This is a genomic window from Caldanaerobacter subterraneus subsp. tengcongensis MB4 (genome assembly GCF_000007085.1).
GTDB classification, from domain to species: domain Bacteria; phylum Bacillota; class Thermoanaerobacteria; order Thermoanaerobacterales; family Thermoanaerobacteraceae; genus Thermoanaerobacter; species Thermoanaerobacter subterraneus.
In genome coordinates, this window is record NC_003869.1 from 1319653 (window position 1) to 1345423 (window position 25771).

A 25771-nucleotide genomic window follows, 5' to 3' on the forward strand; every position below is an offset into this window, starting at 1 on the left:
AATGGGAGAGAGAGTAAATTTCATAGATACAGGAAAGTTTTTAACCGCTACTAAGGAATATGAGGAGGCAGACATTGTCTTGGTAGGGGTACCTATGGATTACAGCGTCAGCTTTAAGCCTGGTACCCGCTTTGGTCCTTCTTCTATAAGGCAGGCCTCCTATGGGCTTGAAACTTACAGCGTTTACCTTGACAGGCGCTTAGAAGACAAAAAAATATGTGATTTGGGAGATTTGGTGCTGCCTTATGGAAATATAGAGAAAAGCTTGAGATTAATTGAGGAAGTTGCTGAAAAAATAGTCAAAGATGGAAAAAAGGGCATTTTCTTAGGCGGAGAGCATTTGATTACTTATGGGATTTTAAAAAGTTATATAAAAAAATACGGAGATAAGTTGGCTATTTTACACTTTGACGCTCACACAGACCTAAGAGAAGAATTTTTTGATGAGCCCTATTCCCACGCTACTGTATTAAGAAAAGTATGGGAACTAAGCCCTAAAGTTAAAATATATCACTTTGGCATAAGGTCTGGAGAAAAAGAGGAGTTTGAATTTGCCGAAAAAAATACAAATATGTTTTTGTATGAGGTGGTAGAACCTCTAAAAAATGTGATGAAGGAGATAAAAGAAAATTTTATATACATAACCTTTGATATAGACGTATTAGATCCTGCTTTTGCACCAGGGACTGGAACGCCAGAACCCGGTGGGATAACGGCAAAAGAGGCCTTAGAAGCCATCCACCTTTTAAAAGATTTTAATGTGATAGGGATGGATTTAGTAGAAGTATCTCCTCCTTATGACGTCGCAGGTATTACATCTATACTTGCGGCAAAACTTGTAAGAGAAGCTATTCTCTCTTTCTTTTAAGTTTGGGGCCAAAAAGGCCTTTTTTTATTTTGACTTTTTTAGTATAATATATTAGGAGGAGGTATTAATATGAGCAATAAAGTTAAAATAACAGAAACAGTTCTAAGAGATGCCCATCAGTCTTTGATGGCTACTCGCATGACTACAGAGGAAATGCTGCCTATTGCAGAAAAGCTTGATAAGGTGGGATATCATTCTCTTGAGGTTTGGGGAGGAGCTACCTTTGATGCTTGTCTCAGGTTTTTAAATGAAGACCCGTGGGAAAGGCTGCGGGAGTTAAAAAAGAGGATAAAAAATACACCCCTGCAAATGCTTTTAAGAGGGCAAAATCTGGTAGGATACAGACATTATCCGGATGACATTGTAGAAAAATTTATAGAAAAGGCTGTAGCTAATGGAATAGACATAATAAGGATCTTTGATGCTTTAAATGATGTGAGGAACCTAGAAGTTGCCATAAAGGCGACAAAAAGGGTAGGAGCCCATGCGCAAGGGACTCTTGTCTATACTATAAGCCCTGTCCACACTATAGACCACTACATAAGAGTGGCAAAAGAACTGGTAGAATTAGGTGTAGATTCTATCTGCATAAAGGACATGTCGGGCATATTGAGCCCTTATGTAGCCTATGAACTGGTGAAGAGGCTCAAAGAGACAGTTAATGTTCCCATACAGCTGCACAGCCATTACACGAGTGGAATGGCTTCCATGACTTATTTAAAAGCCATAGAAGCAGGGGTGGATGCGATAGATACAGCAATTTCTCCTTTAGCTTTGGGCACTTCTCAGCCTGCTACAGAGACCATGGTGGCAGCTTTGAAGGGAACTCAATATGATACAGGGCTTGACCTTGAACTTCTCTCAGAAATTGCTTCATATTTTAAGGAAGTAAAGCGAAATCACTATAAAGAAACAGAGTTTTCAATGGTTATGGGAGTTGACACAGATGTCCTTGTATATCAAGTGCCAGGAGGAATGCTTTCAAACCTCATTGCCCAGTTAAGAGAGCAGAAAGCTCTTGATAAGTATGAGGAAGTTTTAAAAGAAATTCCAAAAGTAAGGGAAGACTTAGGTTATCCGCCTCTGGTCACTCCCATGAGTCAGATGGTGGGAACTCAGGCGGTTTTAAATGTGATAACTGGTGAGAGGTATAAAATGGTTCCAAAAGAGGTAAAGGATTATGTGAAGGGATTGTACGGGAGGCCTCCTGCGCCCATTTCCGAGGAAGTAAAGAGAAAAATAATGGGGGATGAAGAGACAATACAGGTGAGGCCAGCAGACCTCTTAAAGCCCCAATTTGAAGAGGCCAAAGAAGAGATAAAAGAGTATTACGAACAAGAAGAAGATGTATTAACATATGTCCTCTTCCCACAAATAGCTAAAAAATTTTTTGAATACAGAAGAGCAAGGAAATACTATATAGATTCGACACTTATCAATTCAGAGTACATGACATATCCTGTTTGATTTGTATTTTGGCTTCCCTCCTGTAACACATCTTTTCATAATTCATAACATGTATTAGAAAGTTTAAAGGAGGGAAGCCTAATGACAATAGATGGATACACCCCTTATTACCCGCATCATCCTCACCCCGAACATTGCAGGAGTTTTTATACCGTGCAGCCCGGGGATTCGATGTGGTCCATTGCAAATAAATTCGGAATAAGCCTTGATTGTTTAATTAAGGCAAATCCCCAAATAAGAGACCCAAATTTGATATATCCTGGACAGCAGATTTGCATACCTTTCTATTGTCCACCCGTCTCCTATGAACAGTGCAGGACAATTTACACGGTAAGGCCTGGGGATTCTCTGTGGTCAATAGCTAACATGTTTGGGGTGAGTTTAGATTGCCTTATCAAGGCGAATCCGCAAATATCTGACCCAAATTTAATATATCCTGGGCAGCAAATTTGCATACCTTTCTACTGCCCACCGCCGTCTCCTCAAACCTGCAGAACTATATACACTGCTAAAGCAGGTGATAGTCTGTGGTCAATCGCCAACATGTTTGGAGTAAGTTTAGAGGCTTTAATCAAGGCAAATCCTCAAATTCCAGACCCTAACTTGATATATCCAGGACAACAGATATGTATTCCGTAAAAGGGCGCCTTTGTGCGCCTTTTTATTTTATTGCCTCTTTTTTCAGTTTATAATAAAATGGATATGATACAAAAGATTTGGAGGAGATGAAAAATGGGAAAAACCTCAGTACTGCTCACAAATGACGATGGAGTACAGGCAAAGGGGATACTCTACTTAGCAGAATATTTGAAAGAAAACGGATTTGATGTAGTAGTTGTAGCTCCAGAAAAAGAAAGAAGTGCCATAAGTCATGCAATAACGCTTCACAAACCTTTGAGACTAAAACCCGTTAGAGAAGAAGAAAATTTACGCATATATGCGATAAATGGAACCCCTTCCGATTGCGTCAAGATGGGGATTGAAGTTGTGATGGAGAAAAATCCTGATATCATAATTTCTGGAATAAACAATGGACTAAACATGGGCACAGACATATTGTACTCTGGCACAGTTTCTGCTGCTATAGAGGGGGCACTTTATGGCATACCTGCTCTTGCCGTATCTTTAGAAGAAGACGGAGACTTTGAAGAACAGCGCATGTACATTTTTTTAAAAAAATTGATAGAGAAAGTCTTGGAAGAAGGATTGCCAAAAAACACTTTATTAAATGTTAACATCCCAGATTTTAGAAAAGGAATTAATGGAATAAGAATTACAATTTTAGGAAAAAGAATTTACACAGAGACTTTTCAAAAGAACTACGACCCTAGGGGAAAAGAGTATTATTGGATGGCCGGTAAAATTTCGGAAATTGACAATGACGAAAGAACAGATATTGTTTCAGTCAAAAAAGGTTACATTTCGATTACTCCCATTCATTTTGACCTTACAGACTATGAGGCAGTTAAGAAATTGAGTTCCTGGAAAATTGACATATAATTTTAAATATTCTAAATGACGCAAGACTTGTATCAAAAATATTCTTGACAGTTGCTATTCATTTTATGAAGGAATTTTTGTTTTTTTATAGAATATATATATTGCGAAAAAATTGAGATGAAGGTGATATATTGGAGAAAAAACTGGTAATAATCGAAGATTGGTGCAAAGGTTGCGGTATCTGTGTCGAGTTTTGCCCTGTGAGAGTACTTGAGATAAAAGATGGCAAAGTAAGGCTAATAGATGAGGACAGGTGCATTAAATGCGGACTGTGTGAGATGAGATGTCCCGATTTTGCTATTTATTTAGAGGTGAAGAAAGATGTCGAGGGTGTTAATGCAGGGAAATGAGGCAGTAGTGGAAGGCGCTATAAGAGCCGGGATGAGGTTTTATGCAGGGTATCCAATAACTCCTTCTACTGAAATCGCCGAATTGTGCGCTGAAAAACTCCCCTTTGTAGGCGGGAAATTCATTCAGATGGAAGATGAGATTGCCAGCATGGCTGCAATAATCGGCGCATCACTGGCTGGGTTAAAAGCCATGACAGCCACATCAGGGCCTGGGTTTTCTTTGATGCAGGAGAATATAGGCTTTGCAGCAATGGCAGAAGTTCCATGCGTAGTGGTGGATGTGCAGAGGATGGGACCCAGCACAGGTATGCCTACATTACCTGCGCAGGGAGACGTAATGCAGTCAAGATGGGGAACTCATGGAGACCATTCCATAATAGTTCTATCGCCATCCTCAGTAAAAGAAGCCTATTATGTCACAATACAGGCTTTTAATCTGTCAGAAAAGTACAGGACTCCTGTTGTAATCCTCATGGATGAAGTGATAGGTCATCTGAGGGAGACGGTAAATTTAGACGAGTACGGGGATATTGAAATAATTGAAAGAAAAATCCCAGAGGATATAGAAAATTACCTTCCCTACAAAGATATAGAAAATGGAGTTGCTCCTTTAATTCCCTTTGGAAAGGGAGTAAGATACCACGTCACGGGACTTGTGCACAATGAAAAAGGCCTTCCCACAAATGACACAAAAATTGCGGAGAGACTAATAAAAAGATTGGTTGACAAAATAGAAAAAAACAAGGAAGACATAGTCATGTACGAGGAAAAAGGCGAAAAAGAAGGAGACATTCTCTTTATCTCTTTTGGTTCAACATCAAGGTCAGTAGAAGCAGCAGAAGAAGAACTTAAGAAAGAAGGCTTTAAAGTTGGCATTTTTAGACCAATAACGATATGGCCTTTTCCTGACACAAGACTTAGAAAGATATACCCTAAATTCAGAAAAATATTTGTAGTAGAGATGAATAGAGGGCAGCTATACTATGAAGTGGACAGGGTAGTAAAGAGGGAAGGGGCGGTAGAGAATATAAACAAGGCGAACGGGGAATTTTTTACTCCTTGTGAAATTGTAGAGAAGGTAAAGGAGAGAATAAAAAATGGCTTCTAGGCTTGTGGAGGAATACTTCAGAAAGGAAACGTTACCAAACATATGGTGCCCAGGCTGTAGCAATGGAATAGTGACAATGGCAATAGTGAGAGCGATAGACAACTTAAAAATTGACAAAGACAAAGTGGTAGTAGTATCAGGGATAGGATGTTCTTCAAGGGCTTCAGGTTACTTAGACTTTAACACCTTACACACCACTCACGGCAGGGCAATAGCTTTTGCCACAGGAGTAAAATTTGCAAATCCAGAACTTACAGTGATAGTGATAACAGGGGACGGGGACAATGCGGCTATAGGTGGAAACCATTTCATCCACGCAGCGAGGAGGAACATAGACATAACGGTCGTCATGTACAACAACCACATATACGGCATGACAGGAGGTCAGGCATCACCTACAATACCAAGGTACGATAAAGCCACAACAGCACCCTATGGCAGCATAGACAGGGATTTTGACATATGCAAATTGGCTATAGGTGCAGGAGCAACTTATGTGGCCAGAGGCACAGCCTATCACGTACAGCAACTTGTAAAACTCATAGAAAAAGGGATTTCCCACAAAGGCTTTTCTTTCATTGAAGCCATGAGCATATGCCCCACCTACTATGGCAGAAGGAACAAAAAGGGAAGCCCAGCAGACATGTTGAAGTGGCTTAAAGATAATTCGATTGACATAAACAAGGCAGCTAAAATGAAGCCGGAAGAATTGGAAGGCAAGATAATAATAGGCGAATTTGTAAACATAGAGGCTCCTGAGTACACAGAAGAGTATCAAAAGATGGTAGAGAGATTGAAGGTGAGTGTAAAATGAGGTCGCTTGAAATAAGGTTAGGAGGGTCTGGAGGACAGGGGTTAATTCTTGCAGGAATAATTTTGGCAGAAGCGGCAATACTGGATGGGAAGGTAAGCGTGCAGAGCCAATCCTATGGGCCTGAGGCGAGAGGAGGTTCCAGCAAAGCAGAGGTAATAATAAGCGATGGACCCATTGTGTATCCAAAAGTTTTAAAGCCAGATGTACTGCTGGCTTTGACGAGTTCTGCCTATAAAAGCTATAAAGAGGATGTAAAAGAGACAGGGCTTATAATAGTTGACGATTCTGTAGAGGTAGAAAAAGAGAGCAAAGTAAAGACATTGAAATTCCCGATATTAAAGACAGCACAGGAAGTTGTAGGAAAAGCATATGTTGCCAATATAGTCTCTCTAGGTGTTATAGCAGAGCTTACAAAGATAGTTAGTGAAGAATCTTTAGAAAAAGCTGTTTTAAAGAGAGTGCCGGCTGGCACAGAAGAACTTAACAGAAAAGCTTTAGAAGAGGGTTTTAAGTTGGGGAAGGTGGAAGATAAATGGGTAGAGCAGATGATTTGATAAAAAGGATACAGGACAACTATGCGAAGCTTTCTAAAAGCCAAAAGATAATTGCTGAGTACATCATTAACCACTACGACAAAGCAGCTTTTATGACAGCAGCTAAACTTGGAGCTACTATAAATATAAGCGAGTCCACTGTTGTCAGATTTGCGAATGCTTTAGGGTATAATGGATATCCTGAACTGCAAAATGCACTCCAAGAGCTTATAAAAACTAAATTGACTACTGTCCAAAGGCTAGAGATGACAGAAGAAAAAGATGAGATAGCTGTTTTAAATAACGTTTTAAAATCTGATATAGAAAACATAAAAGAGACTCTTCACGAGATAGATAAAGAAGATTTTAAAAAAGTCGTTTCAAAAATTCTGGAGGCTTCTAAGATTTATATAGTCGCTTCTAGAAGCTCTATAGTAATTGCTGAATACCTGGCTTTTTACCTCAATCTAATTCGCGGAAATGTCTCTGTTGTAAAGCCTGGAGTTTCAGACGTATTTGAGCAGATTTTAAGAGTTGGCGAAAATGACCTTGTAATAGGTATAGGTTTTCCCAGGTATTCCAAGAGAACAGTAGAAGTATTAAAATACGCAAAAACTCAAAGGGCTAAAATTGTGGCTATCACAGACAGCTTAATTTCGCCTTTGACCTCTGTGGCAGATGAGGTTTTAATTGCTAAAAGCCACATGGCTTCTTTTGTGGATTCTCTTGTGGCGCCTTTGAGCTTGGTCAATGCTCTTGTGGTAGCAGTGGGATTAAAAGAAAGGGAAAAAGTGGCTGATACTTTTGAAAAACTGGAGAGCATCTGGGATGAATATGGCGTATATATTTCAAAGCAAGGCTAAAAATTTGATTTTAAAATAAAGAATAGGAGGATGAAAAATGTCCACAGAATCATTAAATCCATTGGTAATTGCTCAAAAGCAAATAAAGAAAGCTTGTGACATTTTAGGAGTTGAGGAGTCAGTTTACGAGCTTTTGAAAGAGCCAATGAGAGTTCTGGAGGTTTCCATCCCTGTGCAAATGGACGATGGAAGCATAAAAGTCTTCAAGGGATATAGATCGCAGCACAACGATGCACTAGGTCCTACAAAAGGAGGAATAAGATTCCATCCGGATGTGACTTTAGATGAAGTAAAAGCTTTATCCATGTGGATGACCTTTAAATGCGGAGTAGTAGGTCTTCCCTATGGCGGAGCTAAAGGTGGAGTGGTTGTAAATCCAAAAGAACTCTCCAATGATGAACTTCAGAGGCTGAGCAGGGGTTATATAAGGGCTATAGCAAGCATAATAGGACCTGAAAAAGACATACCAGCTCCTGATGTTGGAACAAACGCCCAGATTATGGCTTGGATGGTAGATGAATACAATAAAATTGTGGGTTACAACAGCCCTGCTGTGATTACGGGAAAACCCCTCATTTACGGCGGTTCAAAAGGGAGAGTGGCAGCTACAGGCTACGGAGTTGCTCTAATGGCAAGGGAAGCAGTAAAACGTTTAAACATGGATTTTAAGGACTGTACTGTAGCAATTCAGGGGTTTGGAAATGTTGGAAGCCATGCCGGTTTAAGTCTCCAGAGGTTAGGAGCTAAAATTATAGCAGTGAGCGATGTGTACGGAGGAATATACAATGAAAAAGGAATTGATGCAGAGAAGTTAGTAGAACATGTAAACAAAACAGGAACTGTGTGCAATTTTGAGGGAACCACTCCCATCACAAATGAAGAGCTTTTGACGATGAAGGTGGACATATTAGTGTTGGCAGCTTTAGAAAACCAGATTACCTCTGCTAATGCAAATGAAGTAAAGGCAAAGATAATATGTGAAGGTGCTAACGGACCCACAACTCCAGAAGCCGACAAGATACTTTCTGAAAAAGGTGTTTTTGTAGTGCCTGATATACTTGCTAATTCTGGAGGAGTCATAGTCTCTTACTTTGAGTGGGTACAGAATTTGATGAACTATTACTGGACTGAGAAAGAAGTAGAAGAGAGGCAGGAAATCATGATGGTAAATGCTTTTAACTCTATATATGATTTAGCACAGCAGTATAAAGTAGACATGAGAACTGCAGCCTACATGATTTCAATAAAGAGAGTATATGAGGCCATGAAAGTCAGAGGTTGGCTGTAAAGACCTTCGTTGAAGGTCTCGGTTTGTTGACAAAATTAGAGAAGTGGCATTTTGTGTGTAAATGCGACTTGTTACAAAGCGGTAACAAAACTTAGCGAGCTTGAGGAGCGAAGGCGGGGCGAGCGAAAGCGAGCGGCCACGTTGAGCCTGAAAGGCGAATTGGCCGGGACCCCGCCTAAGCCCTCAAGCGAGCCTTAGTTTTGTCCCTTTGTAACTCTGGAGCATTAACACAAAATGCCACTTAAATGAGAGGGACTTTGTCAACAGTCTAAGACCTTCGTTGAAGGTCTTTTTTTTATGTGATAAAATATTAATATGAAGTTTTTTACAAGGAGGGTTTTGCATGCGAAAAACTCTCCTTACAGTAGATTGGGACTACTTCATTCCTTTTAAAAAAGAATGGTTTTTTTCTTATATAGAAAATGAGAGAAATTTTCTTCAGCTCTGGTACAAAAGGTATATAATGGCAAAATTGCAAGGAGAAGATTTGGAAAAAAGCGTAAGGGCAAGTTCTGAAAGGCTAGAGTTCTGGAAAAGTATAAAAAATATTCTGCCTTTTCACAAAGGAGTAAAGGTATTTGTATCTGAGTCCCACAAATTTGCTTATTATTTAGCAAAAAATTTTAACTGTGACAGAGTTATATCTTTTGACAGCCACTCTGATTTAGGATACAGTGGTTTGGCTTCTTTGGAATTTGAAGTAAACTGTGCCAATTGGTTGGGAAAACTTTTTAAAGATGATATAATAAAAGAAGCCATGGTTGTGTATAGCCCTTATTCTTTAGAAAAACCTTCTGATTTTGAAGAGTTCATAAATTTATACAGAATAGACTTTGTGTTTTCAGTGGACAAGTTGCCAAAAGATAGCTTAATAAGCGTAATTCACATCGCTAGGTCTGGAGCTTGGACTCCTCCGTGGCTGGACAAGGATTTTGTGAGATTTGTGAACAGTTTGGGATTGCTTTATCATGAGGTGGGAATAAGTCCTAGAGAATGGAAAGTATCTAAGCTTTCCTATGGAGACCAAATCTTTTATCTTAATTTTGCATAACTGGGAGGAAATGAAAAGTAAATGGTTACAAGACTTTATATAGCAAGGCACGGCCAGTCAAAGTGGAATTTAGAGAGCAGAATGCAGGGTATGAAAGATATTGAACTGACCCAATTAGGGTTGGAACAGGCTGAATTGCTTGCAAAAAGACTGAAAGGTGAAAACATAGATTGTATATATTCTAGTGACTTAAAAAGAGCTTATACCACCGCAGAAATAATTTCAAAAGAAATAAATGCCCCCATAGTAAAAATAGAGGAATTTAGGGAAATGTCCTTTGGAGTTTGGGAAGGGCTTACTGCGAAGGAGATAGAAGAAAACTATCAAGAACTTTATGACCTCTGGAAAACAGACCCTAGACATGTCCTTATAGAAAATGCGGAAACATTAAAAGAGGTCCAAAAGAGAATGCTCACAAAGACAAAAGAGATTGTAGAAGAGAATTGGGGAAAAAATATTCTAATTGTATCTCATGGCACTTCTATTAAAGCTCTAATTTTAGGATTGCTGGAAATCGATTTGAGCTTTTACCCTAGCTTTAGAATGGATAATGCTTCTCTTAGCATAATAGATATAAAAGAAAACAAAAAAGCAGTTCTAGTTTTGTATAACGATACCTGCCATTTAGGAGAGAGGAAGTAGAAATGAAAAAAGTATTCGTAATAGGCGGCGGAGCTGCTGGAATGATGGCGGCACTGGCAGCAGCAATGACAGGAAAAAAGGTGAGCCTTTTTGAAAAGAACAATATACTCGGCAAAAAATTGCTGGTTACAGGACACGGCAGATGCAATATTACAAATTTCGCGGAGAAAGATGCTTTTTTTGAAAACATTCCTGGAAACGGTAAATTTCTTTATAGTGCCTTTAGCCAGTTTTCCAACAGAGACCTCATGGAATTTTTAGAAAATAATGGGCTCAAATTGAAAGTAGAGAGGGGAATGAGAGTTTTTCCAGCATCTGATAGAGCGATAGATGTGAGAGATTTTTTTAAAAACCTGCTTGAAAAGAACGGAGTAAAAATTTTTTATAATTCAAGAGTTGAAGAAATAATAGCAGAGGATGGAAAGGTAGCCGGTATAAGGGTAGGGGATGACTTTTTACCCTGCGACAGTGTGATTTTGGCAACAGGAGGCTTGTCTTATCCTGCCACCGGGTCTACAGGAGACGGATATGCGATGGCTGAGAAGCTGGGACACACCATTGTGAAACCTTTTCCTGCCCTTGTACCTATAGTAACTCAGGAGAATGTGAGAGAGATAATGGGCGTTTCTCTTAAAAATGTAAAAGTTTATGCTATACAGGGCAAAAAAGTGATAAAAGAGGAATTTGGAGAGATGCTTTTTGCTCATTTTGGGCTTTCAGGCCCTGTAATACTTATTTTGAGCAGATTTATTTATGATTACCTTGAAAAAGGTGAGGTTTTTATAAAAATTGACTTAAAACCAGCTTTAACAGAAGAAAAGCTGGAAGAAAGAGTTTTAAGGGATTTCGGGAAGTACCCGAATAAAGATATAAAAAACGCTTTAAAGGATTTGCTCCCTCAATCTCTTATTTTATACATTTTGAAAAGGTCTGATATAGACCCTGATAAAAAAGTGAGAAGTATAACAAAGGTGGAAAGAAAACAGCTTGTAAAAACCTTAAAAAATTTGACTTTTAAAGTGAGAGAGTTAAGACCAATAAGAGAGGCTATTGTCACGGGCGGAGGAGTTTCTGTAAAAGAAATAAACCCTTCAACTATGGAGTCTAAAATAATAAAAGGGCTCTTCTTTGCCGGAGAAGTTATAGATGTAGATGGACTTACAGGAGGATTTAACCTTCAAATTGCTTTTTCTACAGGATATGTAGCAGGGGTTAATGCGTGAAAACCATTTTTCCTGCATTTTTTTGTTTACAGGGCATAATATATAGACTAGAAAAGGAGGGGTGGATGTGGGGAAAAGGAGAAAAAGGACTTTAAAAAGGTATGTAGACAGCGAAGTAGTGCTGGCAATTCTTATAATGATGGGCCTTTTGAGCATTGCAATTGCCCAGCTTTTTATTGGAAAAGAAGATGCTCACGTCTTTTTAGATTCTAATTTATCTCAAGAAGGAAAAGTCACAATTGAAGTAGTAGAAAAGGACAAAGCCCCAAATTCTTATATTCTGGTAAATGGAGAGCCAGTTTCTAATTTTTATAAGAAATCTATAACAATTAAAGTAAAGCCAAACCAAATTTTGGAGATAGATGGGACGAAAGAGAGCGAACCTCTCCACTTTAAAGTAACAGCCATAAGTGACAATGTGATTGAGCCTCAAAATACTACAGTGGTAAGGGTAGATAAAAATGTACAAAAAGTCTGCATGGTTAAACTAAAATAGCGTTTATGGTATAATAAAACTGAAGAAGCAGAAGAAAGGAGAATGTGCTATAAAGGTTATAAGAGGTGCTATCACTACTGAAAACACAAGAGAAGATATTTTTAAAGATACGGTTATTCTGATAGAAGAAATTATGAGAAGGAACGGGCTAAAAAAAGAAAACTTGATAAGCATTTTTTTTAGTGCTACAAAAGACCTAACTGCTGCGTATCCAGCAGAGGCTGTGAGAAAAGAGATGGAATTTGATGACGTTCCCATGATGTGTTTTCAGGAAATGGAGGTTAATGGAAGTTTACCTAAGTGCATAAGAGTGGCAATTTTTACAAATATAGATGAAAAACAGGAAGTAAAACATGTATATCTTAAGGAAGCAAAAAATTTAAGACCTGATTTGGCCTGAGGTGATAAACTTGACTGTAAAAATAGCTATTGATGGTCCTGCAGGGGCAGGAAAAAGCACTGTAGCAAAAAAACTTGCAAAGCTTTTAGGTTTTACCTACATAGACACAGGTGCAATGTACAGGGCAATTACTTTAAAAGTTTTAAGGGAGAACATTTCTCTGGAGGATGAGGAAAGAATAGTTGAAGTAGCTCGTAAAAGCGATATTTCTCTCGATGGAGAAAGGGTATTCTTAGACGGGGAAGATGTTTCAGAGGAGATTAGAAAGCCCATCATTTCACAAAAAGTCTCCGTTGTGTCGCAAATACCTGAAGTAAGAGAAATTCTAGTGAAGAAACAGCGAAAGATTGCAGAGGGAAAAAATGTCGTAATGGACGGCAGAGACATCGGCACTGTCGTGCTCCCAGATGCCCAGTTTAAATTTTTTCTTACAGCTTCTCTGGAAGAGAGGGCAAGAAGGCGCTATGAAGAGTTGAAAAATAAAGGTACAGAGGTAAAATACGAGGAAGTGTTAGAAGAAATAAAAAAAAGAGATAGTTTGGATTCAGGTCGCAAGACTTCTCCTTTGACAATTCCAGAAGGCGCAATCCTAATCGATACTACTGACCTTACAGAGGAAGAAGTTGTAGAAAGAGTTTATGAAGCAATAAGGAAGAATACAAAAGGGGAAATCTGATATGTTTTATTATTTTGCGAAAGTCATAGTGAGAGCAATTGTAAAAGTCATATTTCGGATTAAGGTAAAAGGCCTTGAAAATATCCCTAAAAAAGGGCCTGTCATAATATGCCCTAATCACATAAGCCTGCTGGATCCGCCAGTTGTCGGAGCACTTTTAAACAGGCGCATATATTTTATGGCGAAAGAAGAGCTTTTTAGAAATCCTTTTTTAAAGCTTCTTTTAGGGACAGGCCTTGGAGCTTTTCCTGTAAAAAGAGGCACTGCGGACTTATCCGCCATAAAAACTGCTTTAAACCATTTGAAAAAAGGAAGGGCAGTGGGAATTTTTCCTGAAGGGACGAGAAGCAAAACAGGCAAGCTCCAGAGGGCAGAGCCAGGGGTGGCAATGTTGGCCATAAAGTCAAAGGCTCCTGTTGTACCTGTAGGAATTAAGGGGAGATACGGACTGTTTTCAAGAGTTATTATAAATATTGGCAAGCCAATGACTTTTGAGAAATATTATGATTCCAAGCTTTCCTCCCAACAGTTAGCAGAAATTGGTGAAGAAATAATGAAAGAGATTGCTAAATTAATTTAGGAGGATTGAGATGGAAATTTTAATTGCTGAACACGCGGGATTTTGTTTTGGTGTAAAGAGGGCAATTGAAATAGCTTATGAGGAACTAAACAAACAAAAAGATACAAGGCTATACACCTTAGGAGAAATCATTCACAATCCTCAAGTGGTGAAAGACTTAGAAGAAAAAGGGGTAAGAGTTATAGAAGAAGAGGAGCTAGAAAAGCTTTTAAAAGGGGATAGGTTGATAATAAGGAGTCATGGAATTTCAAAAAAGTTGTACGAATTCCTAGAACAAAAGGGTGTAGAAATCATAGATGTAACTTGTCCTTTTGTAAAGAAAGTGCAGAACATAGTTGAAGAGTACTATAAAAAAGGGTATGATATAGTGATTGTGGGAGATAAGAACCATCCAGAAGTTATAGGGGTAAATGGATGGTGTGAAGATAAAGCTTACATAGTAAATTCTGTAGAGGAAGCAGAGAATTTACCTTTTTTTGAAAAAGCTTGCGCAGTATCTCAGACTACCCTGATTGAAAAGCACTGGGAAGACATACTTGAAGTTTTAAAAAGCAAGGCCAAAGAGCTGGTTTACTTTAACACAATCTGTAATGCTACACAAAAGAGGCAGGAAGCAGCAGATGCCCTTTCTAAAAAGGTGGATGTGATGTTTGTGATAGGTGGCAAACACAGTTCCAATACTCAGAAGTTGCGAAAAATATGTGAAAAGAACTGTAAAAACACCTATCACATAGAAAGGGCCGATGAAATTACTTTCGAAATGTTAAAAGGGCATGATATTATCGGCATAACCGCTGGAGCTTCTACACCTGATTATGTGATTGAAGAAGTCATAGAGAAAATTAAATCATTAAAAGGAGAAGATGAGAATGAATGATTTTTTAGAAGGGTATGTTTTTAGGCCCATTAAGGCGGGAGACATTGTGAAAGGCAAGGTAGTAAAAGTACTGGAAGATGGAGTTGTTGCAGACATAGGATATAAAGGAGAAGCCTTTGTGCCCAAAGAAGAACTCTCTTTAAATCCCGAATTTGACGTGCTTTCTAATTTTCATGAAGGAGAAGAGCTTGATTTATATATAGTGATGGTAGAAAACGAAGAGGGAAGCGTTGTTGCTTCAAAGATTAAAGCAGAAGAGAAATTAGGGGAAGAAAAAATTGAGAAAGCCTATAAAAATAGAGAGATAGTAAAAGGGGAAGTTGTTAAGGTTGTAAAGGGAGGAGTTATTGCTTATTCTTTAGGTAAAAGGCTATTTATACCTGCTTCCCATCTTTCAACAAAAAGAGTGGAAAATTTGGAAGAGTACTTGGGAAAAATATTAGAACTTCTAATAATTGAATATGTTCCTGGCAAAAAAATTATAGCTTCCCGCAAAGAAGTCATCAAATTAGAAGAGGAAAAGATGAAGGCTGAGCTTCTTGAAAGGCTTGAAGAAGGGGATGTAATAGAGGGGAAAGTCAGCAGGATAATACCAAAGGGAGCTTTTGTGAATTTGGGAGGAATGGATGGATTTATACCCATAAGTGAGTTAGGGCATGGAAGGATTAAATCTCCTGAAGAAGTAATAAAACCTGGTCATAAAGTGTCTGCATATGTGCTTAAAGTGGATAAAAAAGAAGGAAAGATTACTTTAAGCCTTAAAAAACTTCTACCAAACCCATGGGAAAATGTGAAGGAAAAGTATCACGAAGGAGATATTTTAAAAGCCAAGATTACTCGGATTATGCCTTTTGGCGTATTTGCAGAACTAGAGCCTGGAGTTGAAGGTTTGGTGCACAAAAATAATTTAGAAAAAAGTATCAAATCTTATTCTCCAGAGGATATTATAACAGTAGAAGTATTGGAAGTATCCTCCGATAGAATAAGCTTAAAAGAAGTGCCTCCTTTTGAAGGGGAAGATGATATAAAGCAAACTGAATACCAGGAATTAACAATAAACTTGGGAGAAATTTTGAAGAAAAAATTTTAGTTATGTCATGTAAAAAGCCTTGACAAAACAAAAAAATCTGATAAAATTAAACTGTCATGTAAAAAGCCTTGACAAAAGAGAAAAATTTGATAAAATTAAAGTCATTGAATGGGAACAAAATTTTAGTAAAGGAGGCACGATACAAAATGAATGCTTTGGGTCGCCACATTTTGGCAGAAGTTTACGGTTGTGACAGCAGGATTTTAGACGATGTGGAAATGATCGAAGATATCATGGTCCAAGCTGCAATAGCAACTGGCGCAGAAGTCAGAGAAGTGGCTTTTCACAAATTTAATCCCCAGGGCGTAAGCGGAGTAGTAGTCATATCAGAGTCTCATTTAACCATTCATACGTGGCCAGAACTGGGCTATGCCGCGGTTGACGTATTCACGTGCGGTGACCATGTCAACCCGTGGGATGGCGTTAATTATATAGCGAGAATGTTAAAGGCAGAGAATATGACTGCAACAGAGGTCAAGCGGGGGGTATTTGAGAAACCAGTTAAAGTTGCTAACTTCTAACATATAAGATTTTCTAATCCTGTGTGGCTTTTATAGCCACTTTTTTCTATAATTAGGAGTGAAGATATTTATGGTAGGCTATGAGGAATTTGTTAAAAAAGTATACAAACTTACTGGAATCGACCTATCCCTCTACAAAGAAAAGCAGATGAAAAGGCGTTTGGAATCTCTCATTGCCAATAAAAAATTTAAATCTTACGACGAATACTATAACGCATTGCTCACTGATAAAGTATTATACGATGAATTTTTAGATTATATAACCATAAACGTCACGGAGTTTTTTAGGAACCCAAATCAATGGGAAATTTTAGAAAAAGATTTGCTGCCTACAATTGTAAAAAAAGGATTTAGGGTTTGGAGCGCTGCTTGTTCTACTGGAGAAGAGCCTTACTCCGTTGCAATGCTTTTGACAAAATTCATAGATTTAAAGGATGTAACGATAATTGCAACTGATATTGATATAAGGGCATTGGAAAAAGCAAAAAAGGGCATTTATTCTGTGGATGCGGTAAGTAAAATTCCTTATCCGGAGTATGTAAAAAAATTTTTTAAAAAAATAGACGAGAAATACTATCAAATTTCTGAAGAAATAAGAAAGGCAGTCCGCTTTGAAAAGCATGACCTTTTAAAAGACGAGTATCCAAAAAATATTGATTTGCTAATCTGCAGAAATGTGCTAATATATTTTAATGACATTGCTAAAGATAAAGTGTATAGAAAATTTTATGAGTCTTTAAATGAAGACGGTATATTTTTCGTCGGAAGTACCGAGCAGATAATATTGCCTTATAGGTATAATTTTGAACCTGTCAGGACTTTTTTCTACAAAAAAATCAGTTTTCAAAAATGAAGAGGTGTCATAAAGATGCGTAATTCCTACTATGTTTCTGAAGAAGAGCTAAAAAAACAGAGAGAAATAATGGAAGAAATTGCTTGGGAAAACAGAGGAAAAGAAGTGTATTATCACATTGAAACTTACGGATGCCAGATGAATGTGCACGACTCTGAAAAATTGGCTGGTATGCTGGAGGAAATGGGCTATAAATATACAGAAGATTTAGAAAAAGCAGATGTTTTACTTTTTAATACTTGTGCTGTGAGAGAACACGCGGAGGTAAGGGTATTAGGAAGAGTGTCCCAGATAAAGGAACTAAAAAATAGAAATCCCAATCTCATCATTGGTATTTCTGGATGTATGATGCAGGAAAAGCATATAGTGGAGGCTATAAGAGAAAAGTATCCTCATGTAGATATTGTTTTTGGCACTCACAATATTTATAAATTCCCGGAACTTCTATGGCAAGCCTTAAATTCTCGTGTGCAAGTGATAGATGTGATTGAAAATACTCAAAATGTAATTGAAGGGTTACCTATAAGAAGAGATAGCAATCTTAAAGCGTGGGTCAATATAATATACGGGTGCAACAATTTTTGCACCTACTGCATAGTTCCATACACGAGAGGAAGAGAAAAGAGCAGAAGGCCTGAAGACATAATAGCAGAGGTAAAAGAACTAGCAGAAAAAGGGTACAAAGAGATCACATTATTGGGTCAAAATGTAAATTCATACGGAAAGGACCTGGGGGGAGACATCAATTTTGCTAAGCTCCTTTATATGTTAAATGACATCAAAGGGATAGAGAGAATAAGGTTTATGACTTCCCACCCAAAGGATATTTCAGATGAATTAATATACGCTATGAGAGACCTCGACAAAGTATGTGAGCACCTCCATCTTCCTGTCCAGGCGGGCAGCAATAAAATATTAAAAAGAATGAACAGGCGTTATACTAGAGAGCATTACCTGGAAATAATTGATAAAGTCAGAGCCAATATTCCTGACATAGCAATTACAACAGACATAATTGTAGGATTTCCTGGAGAGACAGAAGAAGATTTCTTTCAGACTCTTGATTTGGTAGAAAGAGTAAGGTTTGACGGCGCTTACACTTTTATGTACTCTAAAAGGGCAGGGACTCCAGCAGCCTCCATGCCAGACCAGGTAGATGACGAAGTGAAAAAAGATCGTTTGATAAGGCTTATAGAGCTTCAGAACAAAATAAGCCTTGAAAAAAGTGCAGAACTCAAAGGGAAAGTAGTAGAAGTCCTTATAGAAGGAGTCAGCAAAAGAGACCCCAATAAGCTCACTTCACGCACTAGAACAAATAAAGTCGTCCATTTCATAGGAGACGAAAGTCTTATTGGCAAGTTGGCAAACGTGAAAATAACCGAGACTAAAGCCTGGACAATGCAAGGAGAATTGGTAGAAGTTCTAAGGTAAAACTGCGCTCTAGAAAGAGCGCAGTTTTATGGTATAATAAAGAGGAGTCGGAGGTGCTAAAAATGTCTGTAACTCCAATGATGGAACAGTACCTTAAAATAAAGGAAAAATATAAGGATGCGATACTTTTTTTCCGCCTTGGTGACTTTTATGAGATGTTTTACGAAGATGCAGAAATTGCAGCAAAAGAACTTGAAATTGCTTTAACTGGCAGAGATGCAGGAACAGAAGAAAGGGCTCCCATGGCAGGAGTTCCATATCATGCAGCAGATTTCTACATTGATAAGCTTGTAAAAAAGGGATATAAAGTCGCCATATGTGAGCAATTAGAAGACCCATCAAAAGCAAAAGGCTTGGTAAAAAGAGATGTGGTGCGAATATACACTCCAGGGACTATAATAAATCCTGAGTCCATGGATGAAAAATCTAACAATTATCTAGTTTCTGTATATAGAGAAAAAGACAATTACGGTATTTGTGCTGTTGATGTGACAACAGGAGAGCTTTATGCTACAGAAATTAAAAACTGTAAAAACGGGAAGAGAATATACGATGAAATAGCCAAATACAGTCCTTCTGAGATAATTTCCAATGAAGAATTTTTAAAAAACAATAAATACATAAAAGTATTTAAAAACAACAACTGTGCTGTCAATGCCTATAAGCCTTTAAACTATGAGGCAAGTTCTGAGCTCATTGAAAAGCAATTTGACAAAAAAGTAGAAGAGTTAGAGCTTGAGGATAAAAAATTTGTAATTCATTCCCTTGGAGCCTTACTTTCGTATCTAAAAGAGCTTCAAAAAACTTCTTTAAAACACATAAATAAATTGACTTTATACCAGGATAATTCCTATATGGGCCTTGACAGTAACGCAATACGCAATCTGGAAATTCTGGAGTCTAACAGAAACAAGTCAAAAAAAGGTTCTCTCTTAGGAGTGTTGGATAGAACTGTTACTCCTATGGGAGGCAGGCTTCTAAAAAAATGGCTAGAAGAGCCTTTAATCGACAAAGATGAGATAGAAAAAAGGCTTGATGCAGTAGAAGAACTTTTCAACAATTACAGAGAGAGAATTGAGTTGAAAGAACTCCTCAATAAAGTATACGATCTAGAAAGGCTAGCGAGCAAAATAGTGTATCAAAGTGTTACGCCTAAAGATTTCATTTCTATAAAGCTTTCTTTACAAAACTTGCCAAAGATAAAGAATATTTTATCAAAATTTTCTTCCAGGCTTTTAAAAGAAATTTATGAAAAATTAGATGTTTTGCAAGACGTATATGAACTTATAGATAAATCTATAAAAGACGACCCTTCCAATCAGTTGAAAGAGGGAAATATCATAAAAGACGGATACAATGAAATGGTAGATAAATTGAGAAAGGCCTCAACTGAAGGTAAAAACTGGATTGCAAATTTAGAGGCTGATGAGAGGGAAAAGACAGGAATTAAAAACTTGAGGATAGGCTATAATAAGGTATTCGGGTATTACATTGAAGTTACAAAGTCAAACATTCCTCAGGTACCAGATAGGTATATCAGAAAACAAACACTGGCTAATGCAGAAAGGTATGTGACGCCAGAGCTTAAGGAAATTGAAGAGACAATACTGGGAGCGGAGGAAAAGCTAATTGAGCTGGAATATGAGCTTTTCAATGAAATAAGAGAAAAAGTAGAACTTCAGATAGTGAGAATTCAAAACACTGCAAAATACATAGCTATAATAGATGTTTTAATATCTTTCGCAGAAGTAGCTGAAACAAATAAATACGTGAAGCCGATTGTGGATTATGAAGACAGGATTGTCATAAAGGAAGGCCGTCATCCTGTCGTTGAGACGATTTCTGATGAAGGATTTGTGGCAAACGACATAGACATAGGGCCAGAAAACCCAATCATGATAATAACAGGCCCTAATATGGCAGGTAAGTCTACTTACATGAGACAGGTAGCTCTTATAGTTCTCATGGCTCAAGTTGGGTGCTTTGTACCGGCTTCCTACGCTAGGATAGGGATAGTAGACAAGATATTTACAAGAGTAGGGGCTTCTGATGACATCTTTGCTGGCCAGAGCACATTTATGGTAGAAATGTCTGAGGTGGCAAACATACTTCATTCTGCTACAAGTAAAAGCCTGATTATTTTGGACGAGGTTGGAAGAGGTACTAGCACTTACGATGGGATGAGCATTGCACAGGCTGTGATTGAGTATATCCATGAAAAGATAAAGGCCAAAACTTTGTTTGCTACCCACTACCATGAGCTTACCAAGTTAGAAGGCAAGTTAAGAGGAGTGAGAAATTTTAATGTATCAGTAGAGGAAAGGGAAGATGACATAATATTTCTTCACAAAATAGTCCCAGGCGGTTCAGATAGAAGTTATGGGATACAGGTTTCGAAATTAGCAGGGCTACCTTACAGCATAATTGAAAGAGCTAAAGAAATCCTTGAAGCTTTAGAAAGGGATAAAGCAGTCAAAAACGAGTTAGAAGAGGCAGTCTCTCAGTTTGCTTTTACTCAGATAGACATATTTTCTTCTGCTAAAGATGCTCTGATAGAAGAGATTGCAAATTGCGATCCTGACAATATGACTCCTCTTCAGGCATTGACTTATCTTTATAAGCTGAAAGAGAAGGCTGCCTCATTAAGGAGCGGAGTGATATGAATAAAATTCATCTTCTCGACGAAAAAACGGTAAACAAGATAGCTGCCGGAGAAGTGGTTGAAAGACCTGCCTCAATTGTCAAAGAGCTAGTAGAAAATTCTATTGATGCAGGAAGTAAAAACATCACAGTAGAAATTTTAGAAGGAGGTATCCCTTATATAAAGGTTACGGACGATGGATGCGGAATGAATGAGATTGATGCAGTTCTGGCTTTTGAAAGACATGCTACGAGTAAAATAAGATCCGATGAAGATCTTTTCAATATAACAACTTTGGGGTTTAGAGGAGAAGCACTCGCCAGCATTGCAGCTGTCTCAAAAGTTGTATTACAGACGAAGGAAGAAAATGAGACTTTTGGCACTAGATTAGTAGTAGAGGGTGGAAAAATATTAGAAAAGACTAGATGTGGATGCCAAAAGGGGACTTCTGTTGAAGTAAAAGATGTGTTTTTTAACACGCCTGCGAGAAGAAAATTTTTAAAAAGGCCCTCTACAGAAGCGATGTACGTAACAGAAGTGGTTACTAGATTGTGTCTTTCAAACCCTGGCATTTCTTTTAAGTACGTGAAAGACAAAAAGGTACAGTTTATCACTTCTGGAAATGGAAGTATAGAAGACGTAATTTTGAGGCTTTTTGGCAAGGAGGTACATTCTGCCCTTATTTTTTCAGAATTTGAAGCGGAGGATTTGAAGGTAAAGGCTTTTGCCACAAAGAATTTTCTAAATTATTCTAACAGAAATATGCAGTTTTTTTATGTAAATGGCAGGTACGTAAAAAACAAGACTTTGTCGGCAGCTGTTGATGAGGCTTTTAAAACTTATGTGCCTTCTGACAGATATCCAGGGGTGTTTTTATACCTTGAAATAAATCCTCGCTTTATAGATGTCAATATTCACCCTTCAAAACTTGAAGTTAAATTTTCTGACGATAGAAGAATTTTTGAGTCTGTGTACAGGACCATAAGGGAAGCTCTCAGAGAAAGCAACTTAATACCAGAGGTAAAGCTGGAAAAAGACTTAAAAAATGAGGAAGGGCAAATAGGAGAGCAGGTAAAATTATCTTTACCTCTTTTTGAAGTAAAAGAAAAAACTGATGATGGAGCTATTTTTGTAAGAGAAGAGGTAAAAACTGAAGAAAAGATTGACAAAGCGCCTAAACATGAGAGTTCTTCTGACAGTGAAAGAAATGTAAAAAGACTCAGCGATATAAGGATAGTAGGGACTCTCTTTTCTACTTATGTGATTGTAGAAAAAGGTGATGTATTTTATATAATTGACCAGCATGCTGCTCACGAGAGAATTTTATACGAAAAGTTAGTCTCTCAATACGAAAGAGTGCAGTCAAGACAGGTGACTTTCCCAATTGTTGTTGAATTGCAGCCTGGCGACATGGAAATTGTAGGCCAGGAAAGGGAGCTTTTATACAAGCTAGGGTATGTTTTTGAGGAATTTGGGAATAATTCTGTTGTGTTAAGAGAGGTTCCTGTAATCTTAGGTCAACCTGAGGCTAAAAAACTGTTTGTAGAAATTGTAGAAAGGCTGCGGGACAAAGATTTTTCTAGTAAGGTTTCTTTTAAAGAGGAAGAAATAGCGACAATGGCCTGCAAGGCTGCAGTAAAAGCCATGGACACCCTTTCCGAAAATGAAATCTATAAGCTTTTTGAGGATTTAAAAATAGCTGAAAATCCTTATACCTGTCCACATGGCAGGCCTGTCATAATTTCCATGACTAAGACCCAGCTTGAGAAGATGTTTAAACGAATCAAGTAAGGGTGATGGGATGGCTATACAAATTGTTCTTATTGTAGGGCCTACTGCCACTGGAAAATCAAGATTGGCTGTTGATGTAGCAAAGAGATTTAACGGTGAAGTAGTCTCTGCTGATTCCATGCAGATTTACAAATACATGGACATTGGCACAGCGAAAATTACAAAGGAAGAGATGCAAGGCATACCTCACCACATGATAGACATAGTGGAACCTAACGAAGAATTTAGCGTAGCAGAATATGAAAAGAGAGCAAAGGCTATCATTAAAGACATCCATGAAAGAGGAAAACTTCCCATAATTGTTGGAGGCACGGGACTTTACATAAATTCCATCGTTTACATCATGCACTTTTCTGATTTTGAAGGCAGCAAGGAATTTAGAGAAAAGATGAAAAAACTCGCTGAAACTTACGGTACCAGTTATTTGTATGAAAAGTTAAAAGAAGTGGACCCAGAGGCAGCGAGGAAAATTCATCCCAATGATTTAAGGAGAATTATAAGGGCCTTAGAAGTGTACGAATTTACGGGAAAACCTATTTCTCATTATCAGAAGATGAGCGGAATGCGAAAAAATCCCGAATATGATCCGATAATGATAGGGTTAAACTATAAAAACAGGCAGCTTTTGTACGAAAAAATTAATAGAAGAGTAGATGAGATGATAAAAAATAATTTAGTCGAAGAAGTGGTAAACTTGCTAAAAATCGGGTATAATAAATATGGCACTTCAATGCAGGCTTTAGGTTACAAAGAAATTGTCGAGTATTTAAATGGGGAAATTTCTTTAGAGGAAGCCGTAGAGAAAATCAAAAAGGGGACAAGGAGGTATGCGAAGAGACAGATCACGTGGTTTAAGGCTTATGACTTTATCAAATGGTTTTTTGTAGATGACTATAAAACCTATGAGGAACTTCGAGAAAATATTTTTGAATACTTGGCAGGAAAATTGAAATTTTGATAGAATATAACTAAATGATACATATTAAAGAAGGGGGATAAAGATGGCAAGTTCAAAAGCAGCTATTAATTTACAAGACATCTTTTTAAATCAAGTGAGAAAGGAGCATGTACCAGTCACAGTATACCTTATAAATGGGTTTCAGCTCAAAGGTACAGTGAAAGGATTTGACAATTTTACAGTTGTGTTAGAATCTGAAAGCAAACAGCAGCTTCTAATTTACAAACATGCGATTTCTACTATCTCTCCTCAAAAGCCTGTCATCTTCTCAGGTTCTGAGAAAGATGATAAGAAGGAGGAGTAAGATCAAAAAAACAGTATTAGGCCTAACTAATACTGTTTTTTTGAAATAATTTAAAAAACAGGGGAGTTTTAAAGGATGAAAATTGGCTTTATAGGTGCCGGGAACATGGGCATGGCCCTTATAAAGGGTATTTTGAAGTCAGACTTTGTGGAAGCAGAAGACTTGATACTTTATGACCCTGTAAGAGAAAAAGTAGAAGGATTGGAAAGAGAGTTTGGGACAGTTACTGCTAAAGACAATCTAGAATTAACTGAAAAATCGGATGTAGTAATAGTAGCGGTAAAGCCAAATGTTTACGATGAAGTGCTCAAGGAAATTAGAGAAAAAGTGACAGAGGAAAAAATAATAATCACGATAGCTCCAGGGATTACTATAGACCATGTAAAAAAGCTTTTGGGCAGGGGGAAAATAGTTAGGACAATCCCTAATACTCCTGCGTTAATAGGAGAAGGCATAACGGCCGTTACATATTCCGAAGAAGTAAAAGAAGAAGACAAAGAACTTGTGCGAAAGATTTTTAGCACTTGTGGAGAAATAGTGGAGATAGAAGAAAAGTTAATAGATGTGGCAATGGCCGTGTCAAGTTGCAGCCCAGCCTTCGTATACATGTTTATAGAAGCCTTAGCAGACGGAGGAGTCCTGCTGGGATTGCCAAGAGATGTAGCTTATAAACTGGCTTCTAAAGCGGTATCTGGAGCGGGAAGCATGGTATTTAAGACAGGCTTTCATCCAGGACAGTTAAAAGACATGGTCACTTCTCCGGGGGGAACTACTATAGAAGGCATAAGAGTTTTGGAAAAAAGCGGTATGAGAAGTGCGGTGATTGAAGCTGTGATTGCAGCTTATCAGAAGGCAAAAGGGCTGAAATAAAATGAAAAATAATAACGAAATAGTAGAAATCTACACAGATGGGGCTTGCAGCGGCAATCCTGGACCAGGCGGCTGGGCGGCAGTTTTGATATATAAAGGAATAAAAAAAGAAATATCAGGGTTTGAAGAAAACACCACAAATAACAGGATGGAATTAAAGGCAGCCATTGAGGGTTTAAAGGCTTTAAAAAGGCCTTGTAAGGTGAATTTATATAGCGACAGCAGTTATTTAATAAACGCTTTTAATGAGGGATGGATTGAAAAGTGGCAGAAGAACAACTGGCTTAAATCTGACAAAACTCCAGTAGAAAATCAGGACTTATGGAAAGAGTTATTAGAAGTTTCTAAACCGCATCAGATAAACTGGATTAAGGTTAAAGGTCATTCTGATAATGAGTACAACAACTTGTGCGACAGACTGGCCACAGAACAAATAAAAAAACACATAAAAGAGAATCCCTAAGTTTTGGGATTCTCTTTTAGTTTTTGTGCTTGATTTTTCCTTGTTTGTGTGGTACCATAGATTATGTAATTATACGAAATATCTATTTCGTATAATTAGATTTTGGACTATAA

General features: G+C 37.8%; 28 protein-coding genes. All 28 read left to right on the forward strand.

Translation table 11 applies throughout. The features are described from left to right. Position 1: 1 nt before the first annotated feature. Positions 2 to 868: an agmatinase gene (gene speB / locus TTE_RS06365; protein ID WP_041587156.1), complete on the forward strand. Its 867-nt coding sequence runs from the start codon at positions 2 to 4 to the stop codon at positions 866 to 868. A gap of 69 nt (positions 869 to 937) precedes the next feature. Next, positions 938 to 2335: an oxaloacetate decarboxylase subunit alpha gene (locus tag TTE_RS06370; RefSeq protein WP_011025636.1), complete on the forward strand. Its 1398-nt coding sequence runs from the start codon at positions 938 to 940 to the stop codon at positions 2333 to 2335. 81 nt (positions 2336 to 2416) lie between these two features. Continuing rightward, positions 2417 to 2974, forward strand: a complete 558-nt coding sequence (safA, locus tag TTE_RS06375; protein ID WP_011025637.1) for a SafA/ExsA family spore coat assembly protein — start codon at positions 2417 to 2419, stop codon at positions 2972 to 2974. A gap of 93 nt (positions 2975 to 3067) precedes the next feature. Beyond that, a complete protein-coding gene (gene surE, locus TTE_RS06380) occupies positions 3068 to 3835 on the forward strand; it encodes a 5'/3'-nucleotidase SurE (protein WP_009610237.1) in 768 nt (255 codons plus the stop codon). A 131-nt stretch (positions 3836 to 3966) separates the two neighbouring features. Beyond that, positions 3967 to 4185 carry an indolepyruvate ferredoxin oxidoreductase subunit alpha gene (locus tag TTE_RS06385; RefSeq protein ID WP_011025638.1) on the forward strand — a complete coding sequence of 73 codons (219 nt, stop codon included), beginning with the start codon at positions 3967 to 3969 and terminating at the stop codon, positions 4183 to 4185. After that, positions 4157 to 5293, forward strand: coding sequence for a 2-oxoacid:acceptor oxidoreductase subunit alpha (locus tag TTE_RS06390; protein WP_009610244.1), 1137 nt, complete (start codon positions 4157 to 4159; stop codon positions 5291 to 5293). The genes TTE_RS06385 and TTE_RS06390 overlap by 29 nt, the downstream gene beginning before the upstream one ends. Further along, complete coding sequence (locus tag TTE_RS06395; RefSeq protein ID WP_009610233.1) at positions 5283 to 6107, forward strand: 2-oxoacid:ferredoxin oxidoreductase subunit beta; 825 nt, start codon at positions 5283 to 5285, stop codon at positions 6105 to 6107. The genes TTE_RS06390 and TTE_RS06395 overlap by 11 nt, the downstream gene beginning before the upstream one ends. Further along, positions 6104 to 6661: a 2-oxoacid:acceptor oxidoreductase family protein gene (locus TTE_RS06400; RefSeq protein ID WP_011025639.1), complete on the forward strand. Its 558-nt coding sequence runs from the start codon at positions 6104 to 6106 to the stop codon at positions 6659 to 6661. Before TTE_RS06395 ends, TTE_RS06400 begins: the two co-directional genes overlap by 4 nt. Next, entirely contained in the window at positions 6640 to 7503 is an 864-nt protein-coding gene (locus tag TTE_RS06405) for a MurR/RpiR family transcriptional regulator (protein ID WP_009610264.1), read from the forward strand. Before TTE_RS06400 ends, TTE_RS06405 begins: the two co-directional genes overlap by 22 nt. A 37-nt stretch (positions 7504 to 7540) precedes the next feature. Then, positions 7541 to 8791, forward strand: coding sequence for a Glu/Leu/Phe/Val family dehydrogenase (locus TTE_RS06410; RefSeq protein ID WP_009610260.1), 1251 nt, complete (start codon positions 7541 to 7543; stop codon positions 8789 to 8791). Between the two features lie 343 nt (positions 8792 to 9134). Next, positions 9135 to 9842 carry a hypothetical protein gene (locus TTE_RS06415; protein ID WP_011025640.1) on the forward strand — a complete coding sequence of 236 codons (708 nt, stop codon included), beginning with the start codon at positions 9135 to 9137 and terminating at the stop codon, positions 9840 to 9842. Between the two features lie 21 nt (positions 9843 to 9863). Next, the gene (locus tag TTE_RS06420) at positions 9864 to 10484 is read left to right on the forward strand and encodes a histidine phosphatase family protein (RefSeq protein WP_011025641.1); all 621 of its coding nucleotides are present in this window, start codon (positions 9864 to 9866) and stop codon (positions 10482 to 10484) included. A 2-nt stretch (positions 10485 to 10486) separates the two neighbouring features. Further along, a complete protein-coding gene (locus TTE_RS06425; RefSeq protein ID WP_011025642.1) occupies positions 10487 to 11707 on the forward strand; it encodes an NAD(P)/FAD-dependent oxidoreductase in 1221 nt (406 codons plus the stop codon). A gap of 67 nt (positions 11708 to 11774) precedes the next feature. Further along, positions 11775 to 12203 carry a hypothetical protein gene (locus TTE_RS06430; RefSeq protein WP_011025643.1) on the forward strand — a complete coding sequence of 143 codons (429 nt, stop codon included), beginning with the start codon at positions 11775 to 11777 and terminating at the stop codon, positions 12201 to 12203. A 97-nt stretch (positions 12204 to 12300) separates the two neighbouring features. Beyond that, entirely contained in the window at positions 12301 to 12603 is a 303-nt protein-coding gene (gene aroH / locus TTE_RS06435; RefSeq protein WP_235619564.1) for a chorismate mutase, read from the forward strand. 10 nt (positions 12604 to 12613) lie between these two features. After that, a complete protein-coding gene (cmk, locus tag TTE_RS06440) occupies positions 12614 to 13279 on the forward strand; it encodes a (d)CMP kinase (protein WP_009610262.1) in 666 nt (221 codons plus the stop codon). Position 13280: 1 nt separating this feature from the next. After that, positions 13281 to 13859, forward strand: coding sequence for a lysophospholipid acyltransferase family protein (locus TTE_RS06445; protein WP_011025646.1), 579 nt, complete (start codon positions 13281 to 13283; stop codon positions 13857 to 13859). A gap of 10 nt (positions 13860 to 13869) precedes the next feature. Further along, complete coding sequence (locus TTE_RS06450) at positions 13870 to 14736, forward strand: 4-hydroxy-3-methylbut-2-enyl diphosphate reductase (protein ID WP_011025647.1); 867 nt, start codon at positions 13870 to 13872, stop codon at positions 14734 to 14736. Further along, positions 14723 to 15826, forward strand: a complete 1104-nt coding sequence (locus TTE_RS06455; protein WP_011025648.1) for a 30S ribosomal protein S1 — start codon at positions 14723 to 14725, stop codon at positions 15824 to 15826. Before TTE_RS06450 ends, TTE_RS06455 begins: the two co-directional genes overlap by 14 nt. Before the next feature lie 146 nt (positions 15827 to 15972). After that, positions 15973 to 16347, forward strand: a complete 375-nt coding sequence (speD, locus tag TTE_RS06460) for an adenosylmethionine decarboxylase (RefSeq protein ID WP_011025649.1) — start codon at positions 15973 to 15975, stop codon at positions 16345 to 16347. 70 nt (positions 16348 to 16417) lie between these two features. After that, on the forward strand, positions 16418 to 17200 hold the full coding sequence (locus TTE_RS06465; protein WP_011025650.1) for a CheR family methyltransferase: 783 nt from the start codon (positions 16418 to 16420) through the stop codon (positions 17198 to 17200). Between the two features lie 15 nt (positions 17201 to 17215). After that, a complete protein-coding gene (gene miaB / locus TTE_RS06470) occupies positions 17216 to 18631 on the forward strand; it encodes a tRNA (N6-isopentenyl adenosine(37)-C2)-methylthiotransferase MiaB (protein WP_011025651.1) in 1416 nt (471 codons plus the stop codon). A 62-nt stretch (positions 18632 to 18693) separates the two neighbouring features. Further along, positions 18694 to 21294 (forward strand): DNA mismatch repair protein MutS, encoded by a 2601-nt coding sequence (gene mutS / locus TTE_RS06475; RefSeq protein WP_041587158.1) that lies wholly within the window; start codon positions 18694 to 18696, stop codon positions 21292 to 21294. Further along, entirely contained in the window at positions 21291 to 23063 is a 1773-nt protein-coding gene (mutL, locus tag TTE_RS06480; RefSeq protein ID WP_011025653.1) for a DNA mismatch repair endonuclease MutL, read from the forward strand. Before mutS ends, mutL begins: the two co-directional genes overlap by 4 nt. Positions 23064 to 23073: 10 nt before the next feature. Continuing rightward, positions 23074 to 24021: a tRNA (adenosine(37)-N6)-dimethylallyltransferase MiaA gene (gene miaA / locus TTE_RS06485; protein WP_009610803.1), complete on the forward strand. Its 948-nt coding sequence runs from the start codon at positions 23074 to 23076 to the stop codon at positions 24019 to 24021. 43 nt (positions 24022 to 24064) lie between these two features. Beyond that, positions 24065 to 24325 carry an RNA chaperone Hfq gene (gene hfq, locus TTE_RS06490; RefSeq protein WP_011025654.1) on the forward strand — a complete coding sequence of 87 codons (261 nt, stop codon included), beginning with the start codon at positions 24065 to 24067 and terminating at the stop codon, positions 24323 to 24325. Between the two features lie 75 nt (positions 24326 to 24400). Further along, entirely contained in the window at positions 24401 to 25195 is a 795-nt protein-coding gene (gene proC / locus TTE_RS06495) for a pyrroline-5-carboxylate reductase (RefSeq protein ID WP_011025655.1), read from the forward strand. Between the two features lies 1 nt (position 25196). Further along, positions 25197 to 25658 (forward strand): ribonuclease HI, encoded by a 462-nt coding sequence (gene rnhA / locus TTE_RS06500; protein ID WP_011025656.1) that lies wholly within the window; start codon positions 25197 to 25199, stop codon positions 25656 to 25658. Positions 25659 to 25771: the final 113 nt, after the last annotated feature.